The sequence below is a fragment of the Paenibacillus sp. P2(2022) genome (genome assembly GCF_029522175.1).
Taxonomy (GTDB): Bacteria; Bacillota; Bacilli; order Paenibacillales; family Paenibacillaceae; genus Paenibacillus; species Paenibacillus polymyxa.
Genome location: NZ_JAKWFI010000003.1, coordinates 126,192 through 146,549 on the forward strand (window position 1 = coordinate 126,192; position 20,358 = coordinate 146,549).

The window sequence follows — 20,358 nt, forward strand, 5'->3', positions numbered from 1 at the left end:
ATATGTTAGAGACCTACACGTCCTGTACTGTTTATGAGCTTATCGAGTAGTTGATCAAAGGTCGTCATAAAGCGCGAAGATGCGCTATAAGCGTGCTGAAATTTAATCATATTGGACATCTCCTCATCAAGAGATACCCCACTCACTGATTGACGGTTTAGATCTACCTGTTCCGTAAGTAATTGGGCATTTTCTGATTGGCGTTCCGCCTCCTGCGTTTGCACCCCCAATTGCCCTACTATGGAGCTAAAGAAATCATCCACTGTCGTATTCTTTGCCGTTGCTCCGCTGAATTCAAACTTATTTGCTTTTAATCCACTCATCAATAATGCCAGTCCATTGTTACCGACAGTAACCTGTTCATTGGTCGTTCCTGCCCCATTAACCCGCAGGGAAGAAGCAATTTTCTCCGGATCATTTTGAATATCAGGATTAAGTGTAATATTTCCGGCTGTAATGACTGCGCCATCTGTCGAAGTGAAGAACGCTCCGCCCGTCTGCGCTGTAGTTCCGCTCATTGTATATCCCAACTGGTGCAGACCGTTAATACCTTTCACTGTTACAGTCAGGTCAGAGGTCAATGTACGATTGTTATTTGCATTGGAATAAGTAACCGCCGCACCATTTACTCCAGTATTTAACACCGTACCTTCAGGCAATACTGTACCTGCTGGCAGTTTAACAGAGATATTACCATTAGCCAGTGTATTGGCAAGCTGGTCTAGTTGGCTCTTGTAGTCAGCTACATAACGATCACGGGACATGACCATGCCATATACTTCCCCACCAGTTAGCGTTCCGCCTTGGAAGGCAGCTACCAATCCTTCTCCTGTCACGGCAGTTACCTCAGTCCCTGCGACAGCCACTTGCCCAGCAACAGTCACTTGGTAACCATTATCCAGTTGGGTAACCTGTACATTAGCAAGCTTGGATAACTGATCAACAGCATAGTCACGCTGGTCTTTCAAGTCATTCGGATTGTCGCCCAAGCTTTCTAGCTTGGCAATATTTCCGTTCAGATCAGCAATGGATTGTAACAACGAATTCATTTCCGTTGTTTTTAGAGTAATGTTATTGGTCAAGTCCGAGCTAAGGGCATCCAGCTGCTTGCTGGTCTGGTTCAATGCATCTGTCAAAGCAAGCGTCGTTTCTTTTACAATTTTACGGTTGGTGATATCCTGTGGATCCTGACTAAAGTCAGACCACGCATCCCAGAAATTATCCATGACTTTTCGGATACCTGTATCTGAAGGCTCATTCATAATGGTCTGTAGTTTGTTAAGAGTGTCATAGCGAACATTCCATCCACCATATGAAGTATTTTCATTACGATACTGATCGTCCAAAAACGTCTGACGGACACGCTCAATAGCAGTAAATTCCACCCCTGTGCCCATTTGACCTCGTACAACAGAACGGTTCAAACCATAGGCTTCCATTGATTCCGAGGCCTTCATACTAACCACTTGTCTGGAGTAACCCGCTGTATTGGCATTTGAGATATTGTGTCCGGTTGTATTTAATGCTGCTGTTTGTGTGTTTAAACTTCTTTTTGCTGTTTCTATACCATGGAATGTTGAGACCATATTTTCCTCCTTCAATTAGGCACGTGTATCAAATAGCCCCGCTCGTACTGATGATGTACTTTTGTCAGCTGGACGCTGATAAACTGCTTCAGATTCCGCATAATATGACATACTCTCAATAGAAAAATCAATATAGGAAAGCGCCTGTTTTATGAGTTGCTGATTCAACTCATTTAATCTTTTTAATTTTGCAAGCGTATCCGCTAGATTTTTTTGAATTTGAAGGAGGCGCTGCTTATCTTCTACATCGAACACAAGACGAGACAACTCTGTAATATTAAGATTCAACTTGGATTTAATACCACGTTCCTGCAAAAATTCATACGCTGCCTGCTGGCGTTGATCATCCAGCTGTTCAATGTGTCTGGACATCTTCGATTCCTGATTCATGACTTGTATGAGCTGCTCAACCTTATTTGATATCAGTGCTTCTTTTTTCTGAGTTCCTAATGCAATTAACTGCTCGTGCGCCTCTCTAAGCTGTTCCAGCACGTCAATCAAACGCTCTAAAGGCATATTCCTTCACCTAGCTTTCGGAAGACTGCTTAAAGAAAGGTAACAGCTTCTCTGCAATTTTATCGGCATCCACACGATAGGTTCCAGAAGCTACTTGCTGCTTAAGCTCCTGAATTTTCTTAACGCGGTCTGCATCACTGCTACGGTTCAGCATTTCCATTGCTTCTGGAGAAATGGAAACCTCGTCCTTACGGCGGGACTTCTTAAGCTCCTCCTGGCGTCCTGTTTCAATATTTCGCTGATATGGATTAATAGCTCCAATGCGGTTGGTCTCGTTAATTTTCATAACTTCCACCTTCCTTAGTTATTTGATATGGTCAGAATGTATCAGACGACATAGCGTCGAACATGGTTCGTATTATGCCTTACTTCTTTATTTCGTGCATGGTTGCTAAAATAAAAAAACCGATAAGCTCTATAAAGATTATCGGCGGTATTTGAAACTTTTTGAATAGCTGAATGCGTATTTAATTCCCCTGTACTAGTTTCCACGAAGTTTATCAATCGCGCTGTAGGTACCTGAGCCCATATTATTATTTTGATCCTGATTACTACTTTCGCGTATGGCCTGATTCAGGTCTTTAGTCAGACGCGTTCGACAAGAATCGCACATATGCCCTTCACGAATTGGTATCCCGCATACCTCGCAAGGATACGTCATATTAGGCGCATTAGCAATGGAAATACGTCCCTCACGTATAAATGTCGTGATTTGTTTAACGGAGACACCTGTAGCTTCCGAAAGCTCATGCATATGAATACCTTTATTTTCACGTATATGTTTGACACAGTGCTCGTATTCAACCTCAATTTCTTTAATACAGTTCTGGCAGATTCCTCTGACATTCTTAACAAACAACTTTCCACAGCGAGGACAGTTATCTAAATTCATCCTCTGTAGCGCCCCTTTCCAAGTTCCGGTCTTTAATTACTATTATCCTTACATTAACTTATAGTGAAGAGCCTCGTCTAGCAAATATTTCAAAACTCTTTTTTAGTTTTAACACAATTCCACATTTTGTTCGTTATCATAGTAAAAGTATAAGAGGGGAAGATTCAACGGACAAAAATTCTCCCATTATATGTACATTAATATGCAACAACATAAAATGCAGAGGCAAATAAGTCCTCATAATCCAGCCTATTACATGTGAGTATTTATCGTCAAACATTACTCCTTACTTTAGAGGAAAAAATAAAATAAGCGCCATTCCAGTTATTCTCGGGAATAGCGCTTCATTATCATTAAACAGCTATATATGAATATGGTTAAAATGTAGAAATAAAATGAGGGAAAAACCGGGCGAAACAATCCTCAGAAGAATTCATGTTCACCTGTGCCCCGAACACAATCAAGAAAATGCTATAAATCCGGGGGATCGGCGTCCATACGAATGCTCCGCACATGGAGTGTGGGTATTCATAAATCTCATACACCTAACATCATTTCAACTTATAAGCTATCTGAAATTAAGATAGATGTACCATTGGAAATTTGCAGCCCAAAAAAACAAGCGATTTTACAAATAATTATTCAAAAAAAGCATTGTTTTAATAGAGGCCTTCCCGTATACTATAGTCAAACGCTTGGTTTAATAAATACATTTTATAAAACAGTTTATAATGTTAATTATTTATTTGTGTTTGTTTGTGGCACTTGCAACTCTTGGCCAACTTTAACCAGGTTGTTGATTTTAACCAGTTCTTCGACAGTTACACCGTATTTTTCAGCAATAGAAGCCAGTGTGTCGCCATCTTGAACATTTACTGTGATTGTTTTTACAGTTGTTGCTGGTGTTTCAGTTGTAGTTGGTGCAGGTGTCGTAGTTGTTGTTTGGCTCTTGTTCTCATTTGTTGTTTGAGTCGGTGCTGTAGTTGCTGCATTTTCAGTAGTTTCAGTTCCGTAAACTTTTGCTTCGAATGCTTTTTGTGCTGCTTCTTGTTGTTGAATAGTCAGTTGTTCCTCAAAACGGTCTTTATTTTGGTCTGAGTTGGATTTTGCCAATACTTGACCTGTAGCAAGTGGACTCAACAAAGATACTGCACCTAAGCTAACTGCCAACATGCTAGAAACTGCTACTTTTTTCATTACATTTTTCATGATTTTGTTCTCTCCTCTTTTTAGCTTTAAATTTTAATTAACTGCTTTACTACTGAGCGAGACACTCCCAATGTCCGCTCTTTTGTCGTTAGCTGATCACTTATTACCAATCATGTTAGCTATCAACAGATAGAAATTGTACTCCTCTTTTCCAAAAAAATCAACCTCTAAATTGAAATATTCTGATTTCATCCCTCACTTCCTAACTTTTTGTTCGTCTCTATATTTTTATTATATACCTCTCTCTAGCTTGTTGTCAAATTCTGCTGATTGTACGGATTAAAAGGCTTATACTCTATCATTTAATCCTTCTTTCAAAAGAATTATAACCTTTTTTTCATAGTTTCAAGCATAAAATTATGGAATATAATAGAAATTCAGACTCATGATCTCGCTAGAGTCAGGCAAAAGATAGCCAAATGTACTCCTCGTTCTAATGCCTTTTCTCTCAAAACACGTGCACACGCCTGCAATGTACTCCCCGTTGTATAAATATCATCTACAAGCAAAATTGTAACGGAGTGCGTGCACTCCTCCGTAGCACGTCGAGATTCAGCTTTTAAAGTAAAGGATTTCATCAAATTCATCATATTGGGGTGAACAGAAAATGCATTATTCATTGTATTCATGCGTTCATTTTTTGATTTAAAGCTTTGCTTCCCTGTATCTTGCGGGCGAACAAGTAAAGGTAGAAAGGGGAGCTTATTTCGCTTTGCAATCTCTTCTGCCAAAATTTCAGCCTGATTAAAGCCACGCTCTGTCAGCCTCTTTTCACTTACCGGGACACAGGTCACTATATCTACATCCCACAAAGATTGCTTGAAACGATTACATTTATGACCTGCAAACTCATGTCTCATCGCCTGATAGGCACGGTTCATGATTTCGCCCAGCAGGGGGCCAAACTTTTCATTGCCGCGGTATTTAAACTGTCCTATCCATTCTTTCATCATCGGCGTATAACTGGTTGCACTCCGATTACATACATAATAACGCACTAATCGGTCGGGCCTGACGCAATCTAGACAAGACGTCGGACGTCCACAATGTGCACAACGAATGTTGTAAACCCAAGGAATTTGGGTCGAGCAATGTGTACAAAGCCCAGTAAATTCGGAAAAATGACCTGTGAGAGTACCGCAAGCAACACATGTTTGCGACTGACGATGGAATAACCAATTCAAAAACAAACGGGTTCTTGGAATCATCCCCATACCAAAATGCACCTTTCTTGGTAGTTTACGTACCGACATTGTTTCAGGTTTCACATTTCCAAAAAAACTTTTTTTATTTAATGCATTTAGTGCTTCACCAATTTCAGATATCCTCTTTTCCGAGCCAGTGCATTCATACGTTTAATCTGTTTAATCGCTCTCTTTTGACCGCTAGTCCATTGAGGGGATATAAAAATAACACTACCACATGGGTCATCCTTAGATCTTCCAGATCGGCCAGCCATTTGGACAAGGGATGCTTCATCAAAAAGACTGCTGTCCGCGTCTAGTACATACACATCACTCCGCGGAACAGTCACTCCCCGCTCCAAAATAGTGGTTGTAACCAGCACACGTATTTCAATAGCCCGAAATAAACGCACCTTAGTGGTTCGTTCTTCATCCTGCGATGAGGTGCCGGCGATAGGTATATCAGGAAATTGTCTAATCAGCAGCTCCACAAGACCTTGAATATGTGAGATTCGTGTCACAAATAGAAAGACCTGCGCCCCCCGTTGAATGGATACGTTTAGGCGCTGAATAAATGAAGCAGGAAGCTGACCTTTTTGCAGCCACTGATGCACTGGAGGAGTCCCCAAACGAATTGGGACAGGTAGGGGATGACGATGAAAACGAACGGGAACCTTGGCATGTGGCAGTTGACCACGTGCAGCCTCTTTCTGCAAGGGGCGCGGTGGCGTAGCAGACAAATAAATAAACTTTCCTTCCCGCTTACATACTGCTTGGGCAGCAAAGGCAAGCATTGGATCATTGTGATAAGGAAATGCATCAATCTCGTCAATTACAACCAAATCAAAAGAGTGGCGATAACGCAACAGCTGATGTGTTGTTGCCAGTGTCAGTTGTCCCCTTTGCCACCGTTCTGCACTCCCTCCATAAAGCGTCACCATGCTAACCTGGGGAAACGCAACTGCCAAGCGAGGTGCCAATTCCAATACCACATCACGGCGCGGTGTTGCTACGAGCGCTGTCCCTCCGCGCTCCAACACATGCTGTAAAAGCGGAAACATCATTTCCGTCTTGCCCGCGCCAGTCACGGCCCAGAGCAGAAATCGTTCGGCCGCAGAATCGGGTACTTGCCGGCCAGCAATCTCCCAAGCACGCTCGCCAGATTTGGGCGATGACTGCTCGTTGAGGGCAAGAGTGCTGCCATGCGCAGCGACAGCACCTAATTCCTGGCGCGCACGCATGCTGCGCCGGAATAATTCGCGCGCTCGTTGCCATTGGCCTACCGGGCGAGAGCATTTTCGCACCCCTCCGGGTGGTGCGGCCAAAAAGCACAGCGCTGCTTCGGCGGCGGCACGTTGCGCAGGGCTCAGCCCCCAGCGGTCGAGATTCGTCGCCGGGGTTGCCTCTGCCGTGCGCGGCATGGCAAGTTTCGCTGTACCGCGCAGCAGCAACGAGCACTCACGACTGCGTCCAAGCGTCAGACATGTCTCGCAGTAGGCGCACGCCTTACGACCGCACGATGCGCAGCTTGTGCGGTGCACTTTTCCGCTGCCACAACGGTTGCAGCGGAGTTCCTGTCTACGCGCGGCAGACCAGCGCGCACGTGGTGCTGGAGCCAGACCAGCAGCAAAGCTGAGTCGGCCTTGCAGATATGCAAGTTGCGCAGCTGAACGCCAAGTATGCTCCAAATCCGGGGCTGCCTCTGCTAGCAATGCTTCAGCTTCAGGAACAAGCAACTGGCGTCCTGCCAACAAATGAGTCAGCTCGTTCGCTTGTCGTGTTAAACATTCCATATCCAATCCATTTACTCCCGTGGCGAGCTTCCGGTTTTGAATAGAACGTACAGTTCCTATTGTTTCTTGTCCCTCATTCCCATGTTGAGTGCGTGAAACCCATCCTTGGTGCCGGTCCCAAATGTATATATTGTCTACTCCTCCAGATAAGATCCGTTCTCCATTAGAAGATTCAAGAACCAACTCATTCTTTAGCTGTGCAAGAGTATAGGCCCACCATTGTCGATCCCCCCACCGCTCCATCTCTGCTAACTCCCTAAATCCTCCACACAGGCTTACTCCCCAAGACAAGGGAAGCTCGTCTCCTAATAACACCCACCTTTCGACAGCATTCTCCTGGTGCTTATCTTGACACCACCACCATGTCATATCTACTCGAATATCCACAGATAATCGAAGATTCCAATTCCCTTTATATCTGACTGCATATACTGCAATTTTCATCTTTGTTCTCTCCTCTCATTCATCATTGTTCCTAGTTCTTATCACCCTAGAGAACAGCAAAAAAGCACACTTCCATGGCTATTAGCCTGAAGTGTGCTTCACATCAAACAGATTTCAACGAAATCCCTATTGTCTTGCATATGCAACTGTCTATAAATATTTATATCTGATTTTAACCACGATGTCCACAGATCCCTGTCACTAAGGAACAAGTGGGACGCCCGCCAACGGGTTTGCTGTTCTAAGATCAATAACAACCTGTTTTTCACCGCCTGACTTCGGCAAAACCGGGTTCCCCGGTGAAAAACGACATGAGATGACTGAAACATCCATATGACTATAGCGCACCAGCCGGGTCAGAATCGGTAGCGTATCGTCTATAGATTCATCATCCAGTACCGTTACATGTAGCGGCCTCCGGTGTAGCCAGGCAAGGATACTCAATGAACGCATCACCCATTCCACACGATCTCCATCATTGGATGTAATCACAATGTAGCGAGTCGCACGACGATTCAGCGATGTCGTGTGTGCATCTTCGCCATTGTGATAAGCCTGAACCGCCTGTCGTATATACATGAGATGCACGACTGCAGCTCCCACACCGTATATAAGCAATATCCAAACCAAGTGAGCCGTCACGAGGGTTCCACCTCCTCCTATAGCGACAATATATGCCGTATAACAGGAAGAGGTGTCACGGTTATGTACTGGACTTCCATACGAGCGGATATCTCGCTCTAAAAGAGAGGCGGTACAGCATTCATATCTAGGCAGCTGCATCGTCTAATACATGAAAAGACTACACTTTACAGCGTAACCCATCCATATTTGATGGAGTTAATAACTGCTTGTGTACGGTCATCCACTTCCATTTTTTGCAGAATACTGCTGACATGGTTTTTGACCGTTTTCTCGCTAATGAATAAATATTCACCAATCATCTTATTGCTCTTGCCTTCGGCCATCAGACGTAACACTTCTGCTTCACGACGAGTCAGCGGATTATTTTCACCTGCAACAAACTTCACGCCTGCTTCCTTAGTATGACCTTCCGCCATAGCCCCTGTTTCATTCAGGTAAGTCATCCGACGAAGCTGCTGAATAAGCTTGCCCGTTACCTTCGGATGAATAAATGCATATCCTTCATGTACTGAACGAATAGCATTAATGAGGGACTCGGCTTCCATATCTTTTAACAGATAGCCATTGGCTCCCTTGCGCAACGTCTCGAATACATAGCTTTCATCATCATGAATGGATAAAATGATCACTTTGACATCCGGGAACATCTCCCGTAGTTTTTCAGTTGCTTCTACACCATTTTCAATTGGCATATTAATGTCCATCAGAACAATATCCGGTTTCTCTACGTTGCAGAATTCCAGCACTTGAATGCCATCGCCACATTCTCCGATGACCTCAATGTCGTCCTCCATATTCAAAATACGTTTAAGTCCTTCACGAAACAACTGATGGTCGTCCGCTAAGAGAACTTTAATGGGTGCATTACTCATTTCCTGATTTTCCATGTTGTTACTCCTTTCCCTTTTCCACGTTGGTTGGGATATGAATCACTATCTTGGTGCCTTGATTCTCAGCTGATTCGATCTCCATTCTCCCCTCGAGCAGTTCAACCCTTTCCCGCATACCAATCAGACCAAAATGCCCATGGTCTTTGCTTTTTTGCTGAAAAAGCTCTGGCTTAAAGCCCAGACCATTATCCTGCACAACAATTTTTACAAGCTGTGCCTGGTAGGTAATCTCCACAAGCACATAGGTAGGGTAAGCATGCTTGGCAGCGTTAGTCAAAGCTTCCTGGATCAGACGGTAAATGGCTGCTTCCATCGCGGAAGAGAGACGGTGTTCCTTGCCCCTTGTTTCAAAAAGCGCTCTAATCTTCGTTTTTTCTTCAAAATCCTGCACATATTTCCGGAGCGTCGGAATAAGCCCCAGGTCATCCAGGGCCATGGGACGCAAGTTGAAAATGACCTTTCGCATTTCTTCAAGACTGGAGCGAACTTGTTTCTTCAAGTCTACTATTTCGTCCTGAACCATCTTAAATTCCTGCTTGGCGATCATTCTTTCCACAATTTCCGTCCTAAGCACTAGATGCGCAAGGAGTTGCGCAGGTCCATCGTGAATTTCACGGGATATGCGCTTACGCTCCTCTTCCTGAGCCAAAATAATTTTCAGACCAATAAACTGCCGATTCTTGGCCGATTCAATGATCCGCGTCACTTGTCCCAATTCACCCGATAAATATTCCAGCACGACCCCCATCTGCGAACCGATAGTTTCGGCCCGCTCGACAGAAGCCTCGACACTTTTGGCCCGCTTTTGAAGATCATCTCTTCTGGCTTTGAGATACATTTCCTTCTCGCGAAAAATCATCACATCGAGTTGAAGCTGTGTCGCCTTCTCATAAGCCTGTTTGATATCCTCTTCCGAGTAACGGACGAAATCACGGCTGACCTCAGTCAACCGAATTCGGGACCGCCGATAGTTCATTTCCAGCTGGTCCACTTTTTCGATCGTTTCTGCCGTTTCCTTCAATACGCTCTGAAGCTCTTGATTTAACGTAACCAGTTCGGTCCGGGCCGTGTCCAATATTTCGAACATCTGATATTTGCTGTTCTCCATCACCTGGATGGCATTTTTAATGACTCGGTCTATGATATCGGCTTGAAAGTCCACAAATGTTCTACTCCAATCCTAGCATTTCAAGTATATATCATACCATATCATGACTGGAGGGTGATGGTCTTCGTTTCTTGTTCCCATTTTACAGTCATTCCTAACTGTTCAGACACCAGTCTTAATGGGACTAAAGTCCTGCCTCCCAGTACAATAGGTGCAACTTCAGTTCTCTGACGCTTTCCGTTTAGAATCACTTCTTTTTTTCCTACAGTCAAATCCATCAGCACACCACCGCGCATAATGGTGATCCGCTGATCGCCCGCATTCCATTTGGCTTGTCCGCCAAATGCGTCCAGCACATACTTAATTGGAACATATGTCGAACCATTGCGAGTCATCGGAGCTGCATCAATCGTTGTTGGCGTTCCATTTACCGTCATTGATTTTTGACCGATCGTCATCTGAGCTGTTCCCTTTTTAAGTCCTTCTGTGCCGACCGTCCCCGGTGTATTAAAAGAGATATTATCAAAAGCAACCTTACCTGTCTTAGCGCGCTCATCCTGACCCTCGGCTACATTGACCACATAGAGACGTTTCAGCTTCGCCGGATAAGAAATATTCAAACCGCTCATATCTGCGTTAATCGTTTTCCAGCCGTTCCAGTCGATCACTTTGGCAAGATCAATATATGCCGTTTTGCCTTGAGCATCCTCCAGTTCCGCACGCAGCCAGTTCAGACTCTTATCCCCTTTGACATCAATCGAGATGGATGTAGCTGCCTGCTCCAACGTCTTCCCGGATGTGCCATTTAATTGAGCGTAAGCATACATTTTGCCACTGCCGTTCGTCATGTCGTAGCTTAGCTCCAGCACTTTGGAATTGGCATGGTCTCCATCCCCTTGTACAACAGCCGCTGTACCGGTAACACCTTCCACATTTGAAGTGAAATCAACCGGATACGAAACATTTTCGAAGTTTTCCCAGTTATTTGTACTTGCCCCGCCAGCGGACAGGAAGACAACCGCACTGAAACCATCGTAGCGACCAATGGCATAGCCTGTTTTCACACCCGCATCCACTGTATTTACCGTAAGCTGATTATCCTTAACGTTTCCCTTAAAGCCGATGAACTCCCATTTGAGCGCATCTGATGTAATGCTGACACTCTGTCCATCTTTCGTCTTGGCCGTTATCGGTACTGCGATTTTAGCTCCTGCAGTAAGCGAGCCTGTCCCACTTCCAGCAGTAAGTGATGAAATTTCATCTGCTCCAAGCACGGTGACCTTGGTTGTCGCACTGGCTGAGCCACTGGATGCAGTTAAAGTAGCAGTTCCCGGTTTGGCCCCCTTCACAACACCGCCGCTCACGGACACAACAGCTGGGTTGCTGGACTTCCACGTCACTTGTACTTTCGAGGTATCAAATGGATTGTAGTAGTTGTCGTAGCCTTTGAAGGAGTAGCTTCCGCTCTGACCAATCAGCAGCGTTTTATTGCCCTTGATGGTAAAGCCTTTGAGCGTTCCTTTAGGAGCAGTGGTATATACTCCCACTCCATTTACGATGCTACGTTGCTCTGTACCATATTCTGTATTGAATGTAAGCCCCGCTGTCGTATCTCCCAAATCACGAGTTACCATGGTGGTAGAGCCGCCACCATCGAGGTTCATCCCCTTCCAGACACCAATATCTTTCATCAGTGTTTGCAGCTCGCTCAAGGATACACCAACGCTGTTCCCATTCTTCTCAACGGCGATGACATAGGCATATCGCTTGTCACGGGAATATCCCAGAGCCGTACGCGCACGCGTCCCGCCTATACTTGTCGTACTTCGGGAGAACGACGTCTTCTGTCCGTCATTTACTAATATGGTATGTCCACCGATCATCATTTGTAGGTTGGAAGGATCTACTTCACTCCCTGTCGATTTGACGCGAAGGTGATAGTTCGTTTCTACAGTCTGTCCCACAGTCAGATGCGCTTTGGCATAATCCGCTGCTTTACCGTGTGTACGCAAAATATAGCCATCCTGCGGAACAGTCATATTCAATGTAGCATTTTCGGAGACTTGCGTAACCACGCCATTTTGTACCAATATTTCAGTAGGCGTTGTCGAACTGTTTTTAGGTCGCTCAATTGCTTTCCAAGCAGATGTATAAATATACATAGCATTGGAGTGACTATAGCTGCTCCCACTCGTCTCAGGCGAGTATGAAGCCTTATTCATCCCTGCCAAAGAGAAGGAAGACCCATCACCAGCTTTTACTGTACCTTCAAAAGTAAATTGCTCAACCATCGGTGAGCCATCCTTCGTTACAGCAAAGGCATACATCCCTGTTAAATCAGAGGGAGTAGACATCAACACCCCTTTAGACACCTGTCCACCGATCGGTGCTCCCTCGCTAGAGGTATTAAAATAATCCCCGTTCACACCAGCAACCGCACCGGTCTCTTTTGCCATACCGCCTGTACTCTGACGGGTCGTAAACTGTCCGTTCTTCCCAGTCATGACATCCAGCTTTACGTACGGATTTTGCAGGTCTACTCGAACGATATCAGCCAGCGCTGTTCCCTTGGACCCTTTAAAACGATATTTCAATAATGTTGCGCCCGAAGTAATGATCTCCTCACCCAATTTTACCGTTGAACCGGAGGCAGCACTCGCGATTGGCGCAGATATCCAATTATTTAACGGGACTAGAACCCCAGTTCCGGCAACCGGACCGACCCATAATACTCCTGCCAGCGTTAAAACAGCCCATCTTTTAGCAATTCCTTTGCCATCTACTTTCACTTTGCTCTGTTTTCTATTACTTAAAAACATTTGGATAATAGCTCCCATCTTCTTTGTATTCAAACGGATTAATCCGCGCATGTACTCTACCAATAAACAAAAAAATCCTCTTATGTTAATAGACTTATTATAAAGGCAAAAGTTCCGAAATTCCGCCAACTAATTCATAAAATCCAAAACAGTGAATTGACGAATGCAATATAGGCGCACTATAATACACATGAACTAATGAGTTCATTTTAAACCAATTAGTTTAAACTCGATTTTATGACCCTATCGGAAGGAAGGATAATCATGAATAAACAACGGGCCATCATCATGCTCACCTTATCAATGAGCCTCGCAATTGCCGGATGTTCTACCGAAAAAAAAGATGCTGCTTCAGGTTCATCCGCACAGCCGACCGTTGTGCGCACTACAATCGTCAAAAATACACCACTCCATACCGCCTATGACTTGTCAGGCACCCTTCAGGCTTATGAAGAACGTACACTGGCCTTTCAAAATGGAGGGATCGTCGCCGGCGCAGAGGTCACTACTGGCACTCTAGTCCAAAAAGGGGCAATCATTGCCCGTCTAGATGATGCTGACTACAGGCTACAGGTTGCACAGGCAACGGCCTCTATCCAAGAAGCTTTAGCCGGTATAGATAACGCACAGGCTAACCTACAGGCAGCTGCCTCTGCCATTCAATCCGCCGATGCAGGTATTACGAGTGCTCGTGCAAATGTCAGCAGGGCCAACAAGGGTGCGCGCGCTCAGGAAAAACAGCAAGCACAAATCACTGTCGATAAGGCACAAAGCGCCTATAACAAGGCCAGGACGGATAGCGAGCGGACACAAAAGCTGTTTGAGGCAGGTGCAGCTACCGCGTCGGATAACGAGAACGCCCGCCTGAATGCAACTGCTGCTCTTCAAAATCTGGAGCAAGCAAAAGCTTCCTTATCTCTTTTGCTGGAAGGGGCCACAGCCGAAGAGCATCAATCTGTCCAAGCTTCCTTTCAGGATGCGATTGCAGGTAAAACTAAAGCTCTTGCAGCCAGCGAACAAGCAGAGGCTTCCCAGAAACAAGCACGTGCCAACTACGAAAAGGCCCTTGTCGCCAAGGACCAGGCGGAGCTGGCATTGTCACGCACCCGTTTAACTTCTCCCGTGAACGGCGTAATCTTAGACAAAATCGTGAATACAGGTGATTTGGTCGCGTCGGGCCAAGCCGTCTATCGCATAGGCTCCACCGACCGTCTTAAAGTACTCCTTCCCGTACCAGACAGTGAAATTAAGGATTGGAAAAAGGGACAACAGGTGAAGGTGGCACTCTATGATGAGACTCGTCATGGTATGGTGTCCAACATCTATCCTTCAACCAGCACCGATACGGGGCGGGTTAACGTAGAGATTATCATTGCCAATCCACAGCGAGACTGGTTACCCGGCCAGGTCATTAAAGCTGCGCATCAGGTGACAGACAAGAATGGTATTCTTGTGCCTGCTGAAGCAGTCATCAATACGGGAAGCAAGCCTTTTATTTTCAAAGATATTCAAGGAAAAGCGGTTAGAACCCCTGTGGAGCTTGGCAATCAGGTTGTAGATAATCAATTGCAAATTGTATCCGGGCTTCGTGAAGGAGAACGTATTGTCATTAAAGGGGCAGAATCCCTGTTTGATGGAAATGCGATTCAGTCGGAGGAAGGCGGACGTCCATGATTGAGTACATCGTAAAAAAGCGAAAAATAACATTGCTGTTTTTTGTCATGCTGATTGTAGTTGGAGCTTTCGGTTTTTTCCAGTTACCACAGCAGGAAATGCCAGACGTGACCATACAGAATGCTATGGTCACAACCGTTTACCCCGGTGCTTCGCCACAAAAGGTAGAACAAACCGTAACTAAAGAGCTAGAGAAACGCATCAAGGAGGTTGAAGGTGTTAAAACGATTAATTCGACTTCTGGCAACGGATTCTCCTCTATTCTAATCGAATCCAAAAATGGAGTGGATCCTCAGACAGTTTGGGATAATATGCGTAAAAAGGTGCAAGATGCACAAGCCGATCTTCCTCAAGGTGCTGAGGTGCCTGTTGTAAATGACAAGCTGACCAGCTCGTTTATCGGCTCTTATGCTCTGACCGCCGACTCATCTGCACCACTGTATAAACTAAATGATTTGACCACCAACTGGAAAGATCAACTTAATACGATTTCCGGCGTATCCAGTGTCAAATTCAATGGTCTTCCTGACCAAGAAGTACGTGTCCATATCGACAATCAGAAGCTCCAGCAATATCAGTTGTCGTGGGGACAAGTGGCACAAGCGATCCAATCTCAGATCGATCGAGTTCCTACCGGTAATATTGAATACAACGGACGTACCTATCAACTCATTGTTCGTGAGACCGAAAAAGCTGACGAATTAAATCAGGTCATTTTGACACGTACAAAGGAAGGTAATCCTGTTTATTTAAGAGATATTGGAACAACTGAGCTGGCACATCCTGAGGCAGAATATTTCGCTTATGTAGAGGGTAAACCGGCCATTACGCTAAGTATTGGAGCGGAAACAGGCACAGACATCCCCTCTATGAGCGAAAAGGTCAATACCAAGCTCAAGGAGCTGGAGAAAACACTCCCCGTAGGTGTTCACTTACAGACTCTCTTTGCACAAAAGGATCAGGTAAACCATATCTTTGACGACTTAAAGCGTGAAACGATTCTGGCAATTGCGGCTGTTATTCTCGTTTGTATGTTGGGCTTGAATTTGCTCACCTCTGCTTTTGTCGCGCTGGCAATCCCTATTTCGGTTTCGATTGCCATTATCTTTCTACCTATGTTCGGCATTACTTTAAATCAGATTTCCGTTGTCGGTCTGATCATTGTACTCGGCATACTCGTGGATGATGCTGTAGTGGTAAACGATAATATTGAGCGCAGACTTACGGAATTAGGAGAATCACCCTCCGTTGCAGCTATAAAAGGTACCAAAGAGGTCATGCTGTCTATTTTGGTTGCAACATTGGCCACCATCTCAGCTTTCGCTCCACTGTTGTTTCTTCCCGGAAATGTAGGTGCCTTTATTAGACCCATTCCCGCCATTGTTTCTCTGACCATGTTAGCCTCTATGATCATGTCCCTCACGATCATCCCTATTTTTCGAGAATGGTATGAAAAGCGCAGACAGACTCGTCATCCTCAGGGGAAATCAAAACCAGTAGGCTTGCTCGGTCAGCAGATTCACTCTTTAAACAAGCTTTATTCACAAAAGCTGATGCCTAAAGTCATTCAGCGTCCCTTGCTGACGGCTATGGTTGGACTCATGCTTGGAACAGCTGCTTATGGATTAGTTCCCTTTACATCCGTTGAGCTTTTCCCTGAATCGGAAGACCCTCATGTTGCACTAAATGTAAAAATGCCTGTAGGCACTTCCATTGCGGAAACCGACCAGGTCGTTAAAGATCTTGCAGGCTGGATCAAGAAGCAACCTGAAACTTCCAAGGTCGTTTACAGCGCAGGAGGGACTGCTCCCCAACTGTTTAGTGACATTAATAGCATGGGTGGAAATATTACTTATAACGAAACCGTAGGTCAGATTGCTGTCGTCGGAAAAGAGAACGTTTTCGATCTCAATTCGACAGTTGATGCCTGGGAACAACATGTTAAGAAATCCTACCCTGGCGTCACGGTTACTATGTATGTTCCCCGTCTTGGGATTCCAGTAGGTAAACCCGTTTCTATTCGTATCTCAGGTCAGGATTTAAATGAACTGCAAACCCTTGCCCAAAAAGCAAAGGAGCAGATCGCGACAGTAGAGGGCACAACGGGCATCGTAGATGACATAGGAATTGAACGATATGCCCTCGAGCTTGAGGTCAACAAACAAGCCATGGATCAGTATCTAGTAAGCTACACAGATTTGACTCGTACCCTTCTTCTGTTAAAAGAAGGAGCTCAAGTCAGTCAATTCGATACTGGAAGCAGTCTGGTAGATATCAAAATGTATTTGAATCACAGTAACGAGGAGCCAAGTAAGCTTTTCCAACAACTAAGTGTAGTGAATGCAGCCGGAAAGCAAATTCCATTAAACCAGCTAGTACAGATTAAGCCGTCATTTGCTATTCAGCAAATCAAGCATTACAATATGGAGCGGACGATTACAGTCGAAGCCGACTTGAACGGACGAACTGCAAGCGAAGCCATGGTAGATGTGGAAGGCAAACTGGCACAAATGAAGTTCCCTGAAGGCTATAAATGGGAGGTAGGCGGTGAAACATCCGATCAGTCTACCATATTCGCGGATTTAGGGAAGCTGGCGATCGTTGTAGTCTTACTCATTCTACTCTTGATCACGATGCAGTTTTATTCACTCTCCATTCCTATTATTATTATGACAACCGTGTACCTAGCAGCAGCCGGCGGGATAATTGGTATTTTTCTGACTGGTATGCCCATCGGTTTTATGAGCATCATGGGAATTATCGCACTTGCGGGCATTGTTGTGAGGAATGGGATTGTCTTAATTGAATTTATCGAGGATGCAAGACATGAAGGAATGGAATTAAAGGAAGCCGTAATACAAGCGGCCGCTGCTCGTTTCAGACCGATTTTATTGACTTCCCTGGCTGCCATTGTAGGTATGATTCCCTTAGCACTATTGGGAAGCCTGCTCTTTAAGCCACTAGCGTTCACCGTTATTTTCGGTTTGTTATTTTCGACCTTGTTAACTTTGTTTGTGGTGCCGTCCTTGTATATGATCATGGCCAAGTACAAGATGCACCGACAACTCAAAAAACAGCAGCACACAGTTATTACACGTGACCAACCTTTGTAATGTATGAAGTGGTAAATCCGCATGCTGTCGAGTTGGTTCCTGGAGGGAAGTATGTATGGAAAGTAAAAAAAATGATATTTTACAGGCGGCCATTCGGCTGTTCTCCAGAAAAGGCTATTATTCAACATCTGTTGAGGAAATCGCCAAAGAAAGTGGAATGGCAAAGGCATCCTTCTATAAATACTTTCAAGGGAAAGAAGAACTGCCTTTGGAAATGTGCATCATTCTGGAGAATAACATTGAACAAGACATCCGGGCTCTCTACAGTAAACCTGATCTTTCTAAGCACGATAAACTGCACGGTTTTATTGTACTTTATTTGAAAAATCTCGTTGAAAACAAAGTGTATCTCATGATGGATCTTCCTGAGCCTTCCATGCTTATTTTTCAGAATGAACAACTCAATGGTGCGTTTGAACAGCACGAATACAAATTGTACAAATGGGTTCACGACTGCCTAATTGATATTTTTGGACCAGGCATTGAAGATCATGCATGGGATATAACCTTTGTACTGAAAAGCATTGTGTTCGAATATATTCGCTTCTTTGCCGATCGGATGAATGATGAAACGATTGAGCATCTAACACAGTTTATCATCTTCTTATCCAGTTCCTTGGCAACCAGCCTGAGCAGTGCTGATTCCGCTCCACATTTGTTCTGGAGCAAAAAAGGCTGGTTACCCGAGAGCGCACTAAGTAATCCCTTTGACCAAGGTCGTCAAATTAACGGCCTGCTCCACTCCCTGGAAGACAGTATACTGCTTTCTTCGTGGAGCACAGAGGAGAAACAGGAGTGTCAGCAAATTTACGCTCAATTAAAGGAAGAGGCTCTGAAATCGAACCCTCAAAAAGGTCTCTTAAAAGCTCTTTTTGCGTATTTGGAGCAATATAAGGAAGTACAAAAGGTGTGTCATTTACTCAGAAATTTATTGGGTCTCGCACCGATATCCGAATAGTGGTGTGAAATTAAGTACACTATGGCAAGTTCATAATTAATAGCAGAGCATATCAAAAAAAGACTGTCTCATGCATAGCATGAACAGTCTTTTTAGGTTAATGCGTTATTCTGATAACTTACGAGAATTATAACCCCGCTTGCTCTCTCAGAATTTCCGCTTTATCTACACTCTCCCACGGTACATCCAGATCTGTACGTCCAAAGTGGCCGTAAGCAGCTGTTTGCTTGTAAATTGGACGACGCAGATCCAACATGCGAATGATGCCTGCTGGGCGAAGATCGAAGTTATTTCGGATCAGTTCAACGAGTTTTTCATCACTAACTTTCCCTGTGCCGTATGTATCGACGTTAATCGAAACAGGCGTAGCTACACCGATGGCATAAGCAAGCTGAATTTCCACCTTGTCAGCCAATCCAGCTGCCACGAGGTTTTTCGCTACATAACGAGCAGCATAAGCAGCAGAACGGTCCACTTTGGTTGGATCTTTACCCGAAAATGCTCCCCCGCCATGACGTGCATAACCACCGTACGTATCCACAATAATTTTACGGCCTGTCAGACCTGCATCCCCTTGAGGACCACCGATAACGAAACGCCCTGTTGGATTAATGTAGTACTTGGTTTGCTCATCCAGCAATTCGGCAGGAACAACTGGCAAAATAACCTTTTCCTTGATGTCTGCTTGAATCTGTTCCAAAGTTGTATCTTCTGCATGCTGCGTAGAAACCACAATAGCATCAATACGAACAGGTTTTCCATTTTCATATTCTACCGTTACTTGAGTTTTACCATCTGGACGAAGGTAATTCAGCGTTCCATCCTTACGCACTTCAGACAAGCGTCGTGCAATACGGTGAGACATAGCGATAGGAAGAGGCATTAGCTCAGGTGTTTCGTTCGTAGCAAAACCGAACATTAATCCTTGGTCACCAGCCCCAATGTTTTCTGTTTCCTTATCTACTTCAGCAGGATCACGGCTTTCCAGGGCGGCGTTAACCCCTTGAGCAATGTCTGGCGACTGTTCATTCAAAGAAGTCAATACAGCGCAAGTATTATAGTCAAAACCGTATTTTGCACGTGTATAACCAATTTCCTTAATCGTATTACGAACAATGGATGGAATATCCACGTATTCCGATTTGGAGCTGATTTCACCAATGACGAGAACGAGACCGGTAGCTACCGATACTTCACATGCTACCCGTGCATTAGGGTCATTAGCCAAAAAGGCGTCCAATACAGCATCGGATATCTGATCACAAATTTTATCCGGATGGCCTTCTGTTACAGACTCGGACGTGAACAAATGACGACCTTTTACAGACATGAATTTCAACCTCCCACAATTAAAATACATGAGGATTTTTAATAAATCCTAACATGGCATGGCATTATTCAGTTACCTTCAACTCAACAAATGACGGAAGATATCTTTTACACCTGATTAACAAAAAATGAACCTTTTCCGGTAGGAAAAGGTTGCGTACAAGCCTCAAATGCCATGATATCCTATTTAAAACAAGG

General features: G+C 44.6%; 15 protein-coding genes. 3 read left to right on the plus strand and 12 right to left on the minus strand.

What is annotated here, in order from left to right:
* Window positions 1–5 precede the first annotated feature (5 nt).
* From flgK to MMB75_RS12380, 11 genes are all read right to left on the minus strand, one after another.
* The gene (gene flgK, locus MMB75_RS12330) at window positions 6–1,586 is read right to left on the minus strand and encodes a flagellar hook-associated protein FlgK (RefSeq protein ID WP_045244642.1); all 1,581 of its coding nucleotides are present in this window, start codon (window positions 1,584–1,586) and stop codon (window positions 6–8) included.
* A 15-nt stretch (window positions 1,587–1,601) separates the two neighbouring features.
* Window positions 1,602–2,102 carry a flagellar protein FlgN gene (locus MMB75_RS12335; RefSeq protein ID WP_045244643.1) on the minus strand — a complete coding sequence of 167 codons (501 nt, stop codon included), beginning with the start codon at window positions 2,100–2,102 and terminating at the stop codon, window positions 1,602–1,604.
* A 10-nt stretch (window positions 2,103–2,112) separates the two neighbouring features.
* Window positions 2,113–2,388, minus strand: a complete 276-nt coding sequence (gene flgM / locus MMB75_RS12340; protein WP_016822917.1) for a flagellar biosynthesis anti-sigma factor FlgM — start codon at window positions 2,386–2,388, stop codon at window positions 2,113–2,115.
* A 195-nt stretch (window positions 2,389–2,583) separates the two neighbouring features.
* Entirely contained in the window at window positions 2,584–2,994 is a 411-nt protein-coding gene (locus tag MMB75_RS12345; RefSeq protein ID WP_045244644.1) for a TIGR03826 family flagellar region protein, read from the minus strand.
* A gap of 738 nt (window positions 2,995–3,732) precedes the next feature.
* Entirely contained in the window at window positions 3,733–4,203 is a 471-nt protein-coding gene (locus MMB75_RS12350; RefSeq protein WP_045244645.1) for a LysM peptidoglycan-binding domain-containing protein, read from the minus strand.
* A gap of 383 nt (window positions 4,204–4,586) precedes the next feature.
* Window positions 4,587–5,156: a ComF family protein gene (locus MMB75_RS12355; protein WP_019688800.1), complete on the minus strand. Its 570-nt coding sequence runs from the start codon at window positions 5,154–5,156 to the stop codon at window positions 4,587–4,589.
* Between the two features lie 347 nt (window positions 5,157–5,503).
* Entirely contained in the window at window positions 5,504–7,624 is a 2,121-nt protein-coding gene (locus MMB75_RS12360) for an ATP-dependent helicase ComFA (RefSeq protein WP_045244646.1), read from the minus strand.
* 201 nt (window positions 7,625–7,825) lie between these two features.
* Window positions 7,826–8,266 carry a hypothetical protein gene (locus MMB75_RS12365; protein WP_017427118.1) on the minus strand — a complete coding sequence of 147 codons (441 nt, stop codon included), beginning with the start codon at window positions 8,264–8,266 and terminating at the stop codon, window positions 7,826–7,828.
* A 167-nt stretch (window positions 8,267–8,433) separates the two neighbouring features.
* Complete coding sequence (locus MMB75_RS12370; RefSeq protein WP_013373401.1) at window positions 8,434–9,156, minus strand: response regulator; 723 nt, start codon at window positions 9,154–9,156, stop codon at window positions 8,434–8,436.
* A gap of 4 nt (window positions 9,157–9,160) precedes the next feature.
* Window positions 9,161–10,321, minus strand: coding sequence for a sensor histidine kinase (locus MMB75_RS12375; protein ID WP_013373402.1), 1,161 nt, complete (start codon window positions 10,319–10,321; stop codon window positions 9,161–9,163).
* 47 nt (window positions 10,322–10,368) lie between these two features.
* Window positions 10,369–13,086, minus strand: coding sequence for a stalk domain-containing protein (locus MMB75_RS12380; protein ID WP_045244816.1), 2,718 nt, complete (start codon window positions 13,084–13,086; stop codon window positions 10,369–10,371).
* Between the two features lie 264 nt (window positions 13,087–13,350).
* Between MMB75_RS12380 and MMB75_RS12385 the strand changes: the two genes are divergently transcribed.
* From MMB75_RS12385 to MMB75_RS12395, 3 genes are read left to right on the plus strand one after another with little or no spacing between them, the layout of a single operon-like run.
* Window positions 13,351–14,760, plus strand: coding sequence for an efflux RND transporter periplasmic adaptor subunit (locus tag MMB75_RS12385; protein WP_045244647.1), 1,410 nt, complete (start codon window positions 13,351–13,353; stop codon window positions 14,758–14,760).
* The gene (locus tag MMB75_RS12390; protein ID WP_025365999.1) at window positions 14,757–17,873 is read left to right on the plus strand and encodes an efflux RND transporter permease subunit; all 3,117 of its coding nucleotides are present in this window, start codon (window positions 14,757–14,759) and stop codon (window positions 17,871–17,873) included. The genes MMB75_RS12385 and MMB75_RS12390 overlap by 4 nt, the downstream gene beginning before the upstream one ends.
* A 55-nt stretch (window positions 17,874–17,928) precedes the next feature.
* Window positions 17,929–18,831: a TetR/AcrR family transcriptional regulator gene (locus MMB75_RS12395; RefSeq protein WP_016822908.1), complete on the plus strand. Its 903-nt coding sequence runs from the start codon at window positions 17,929–17,931 to the stop codon at window positions 18,829–18,831.
* A 127-nt stretch (window positions 18,832–18,958) separates the two neighbouring features.
* Here the strand turns inward: MMB75_RS12395 and metK are convergent, their stop codons facing one another.
* Window positions 18,959–20,161, minus strand: coding sequence for a methionine adenosyltransferase (gene metK, locus MMB75_RS12400; RefSeq protein ID WP_013373407.1), 1,203 nt, complete (start codon window positions 20,159–20,161; stop codon window positions 18,959–18,961).
* Window positions 20,162–20,358 lie beyond the last annotated feature (197 nt).

Bases quoted from the DNA above. Each gene is read 5' to 3' on its own strand.
- MMB75_RS12380 (WP_045244816.1), bottom strand. From the start codon at position 13,086: ATGTTTTTAAGTAATAGAAAACAGAGCAAAGTGAAAGTAGATGGCAAA.
- metK (WP_013373407.1), bottom strand. From the start codon at position 20,161: ATGTCTGTAAAAGGTCGTCATTTGTTCACGTCCGAGTCTGTAACAGAA.
- MMB75_RS12385 (WP_045244647.1), top strand. From the start codon at position 13,351: ATGAATAAACAACGGGCCATCATCATGCTCACCTTATCAATGAGCCTC.
- MMB75_RS12370 (WP_013373401.1), bottom strand. From the start codon at position 9,156: ATGGAAAATCAGGAAATGAGTAATGCACCCATTAAAGTTCTCTTAGCG.
- MMB75_RS12350 (WP_045244645.1), bottom strand. From the start codon at position 4,203: ATGAAAAATGTAATGAAAAAAGTAGCAGTTTCTAGCATGTTGGCAGTT.
- MMB75_RS12395 (WP_016822908.1), top strand. From the start codon at position 17,929: ATGGAAAGTAAAAAAAATGATATTTTACAGGCGGCCATTCGGCTGTTC.
- MMB75_RS12345 (WP_045244644.1), bottom strand. From the start codon at position 2,994: ATGAATTTAGATAACTGTCCTCGCTGTGGAAAGTTGTTTGTTAAGAAT.
- MMB75_RS12360 (WP_045244646.1), bottom strand. From the start codon at position 7,624: ATGAAAATTGCAGTATATGCAGTCAGATATAAAGGGAATTGGAATCTT.
- flgK (WP_045244642.1), bottom strand. From the start codon at position 1,586: ATGGTCTCAACATTCCATGGTATAGAAACAGCAAAAAGAAGTTTAAAC.
- MMB75_RS12355 (WP_019688800.1), bottom strand. From the start codon at position 5,156: ATGATGAAAGAATGGATAGGACAGTTTAAATACCGCGGCAATGAAAAG.
- MMB75_RS12390 (WP_025365999.1), top strand. From the start codon at position 14,757: ATGATTGAGTACATCGTAAAAAAGCGAAAAATAACATTGCTGTTTTTT.
- MMB75_RS12335 (WP_045244643.1), bottom strand. From the start codon at position 2,102: ATGCCTTTAGAGCGTTTGATTGACGTGCTGGAACAGCTTAGAGAGGCG.
- flgM (WP_016822917.1), bottom strand. From the start codon at position 2,388: ATGAAAATTAACGAGACCAACCGCATTGGAGCTATTAATCCATATCAG.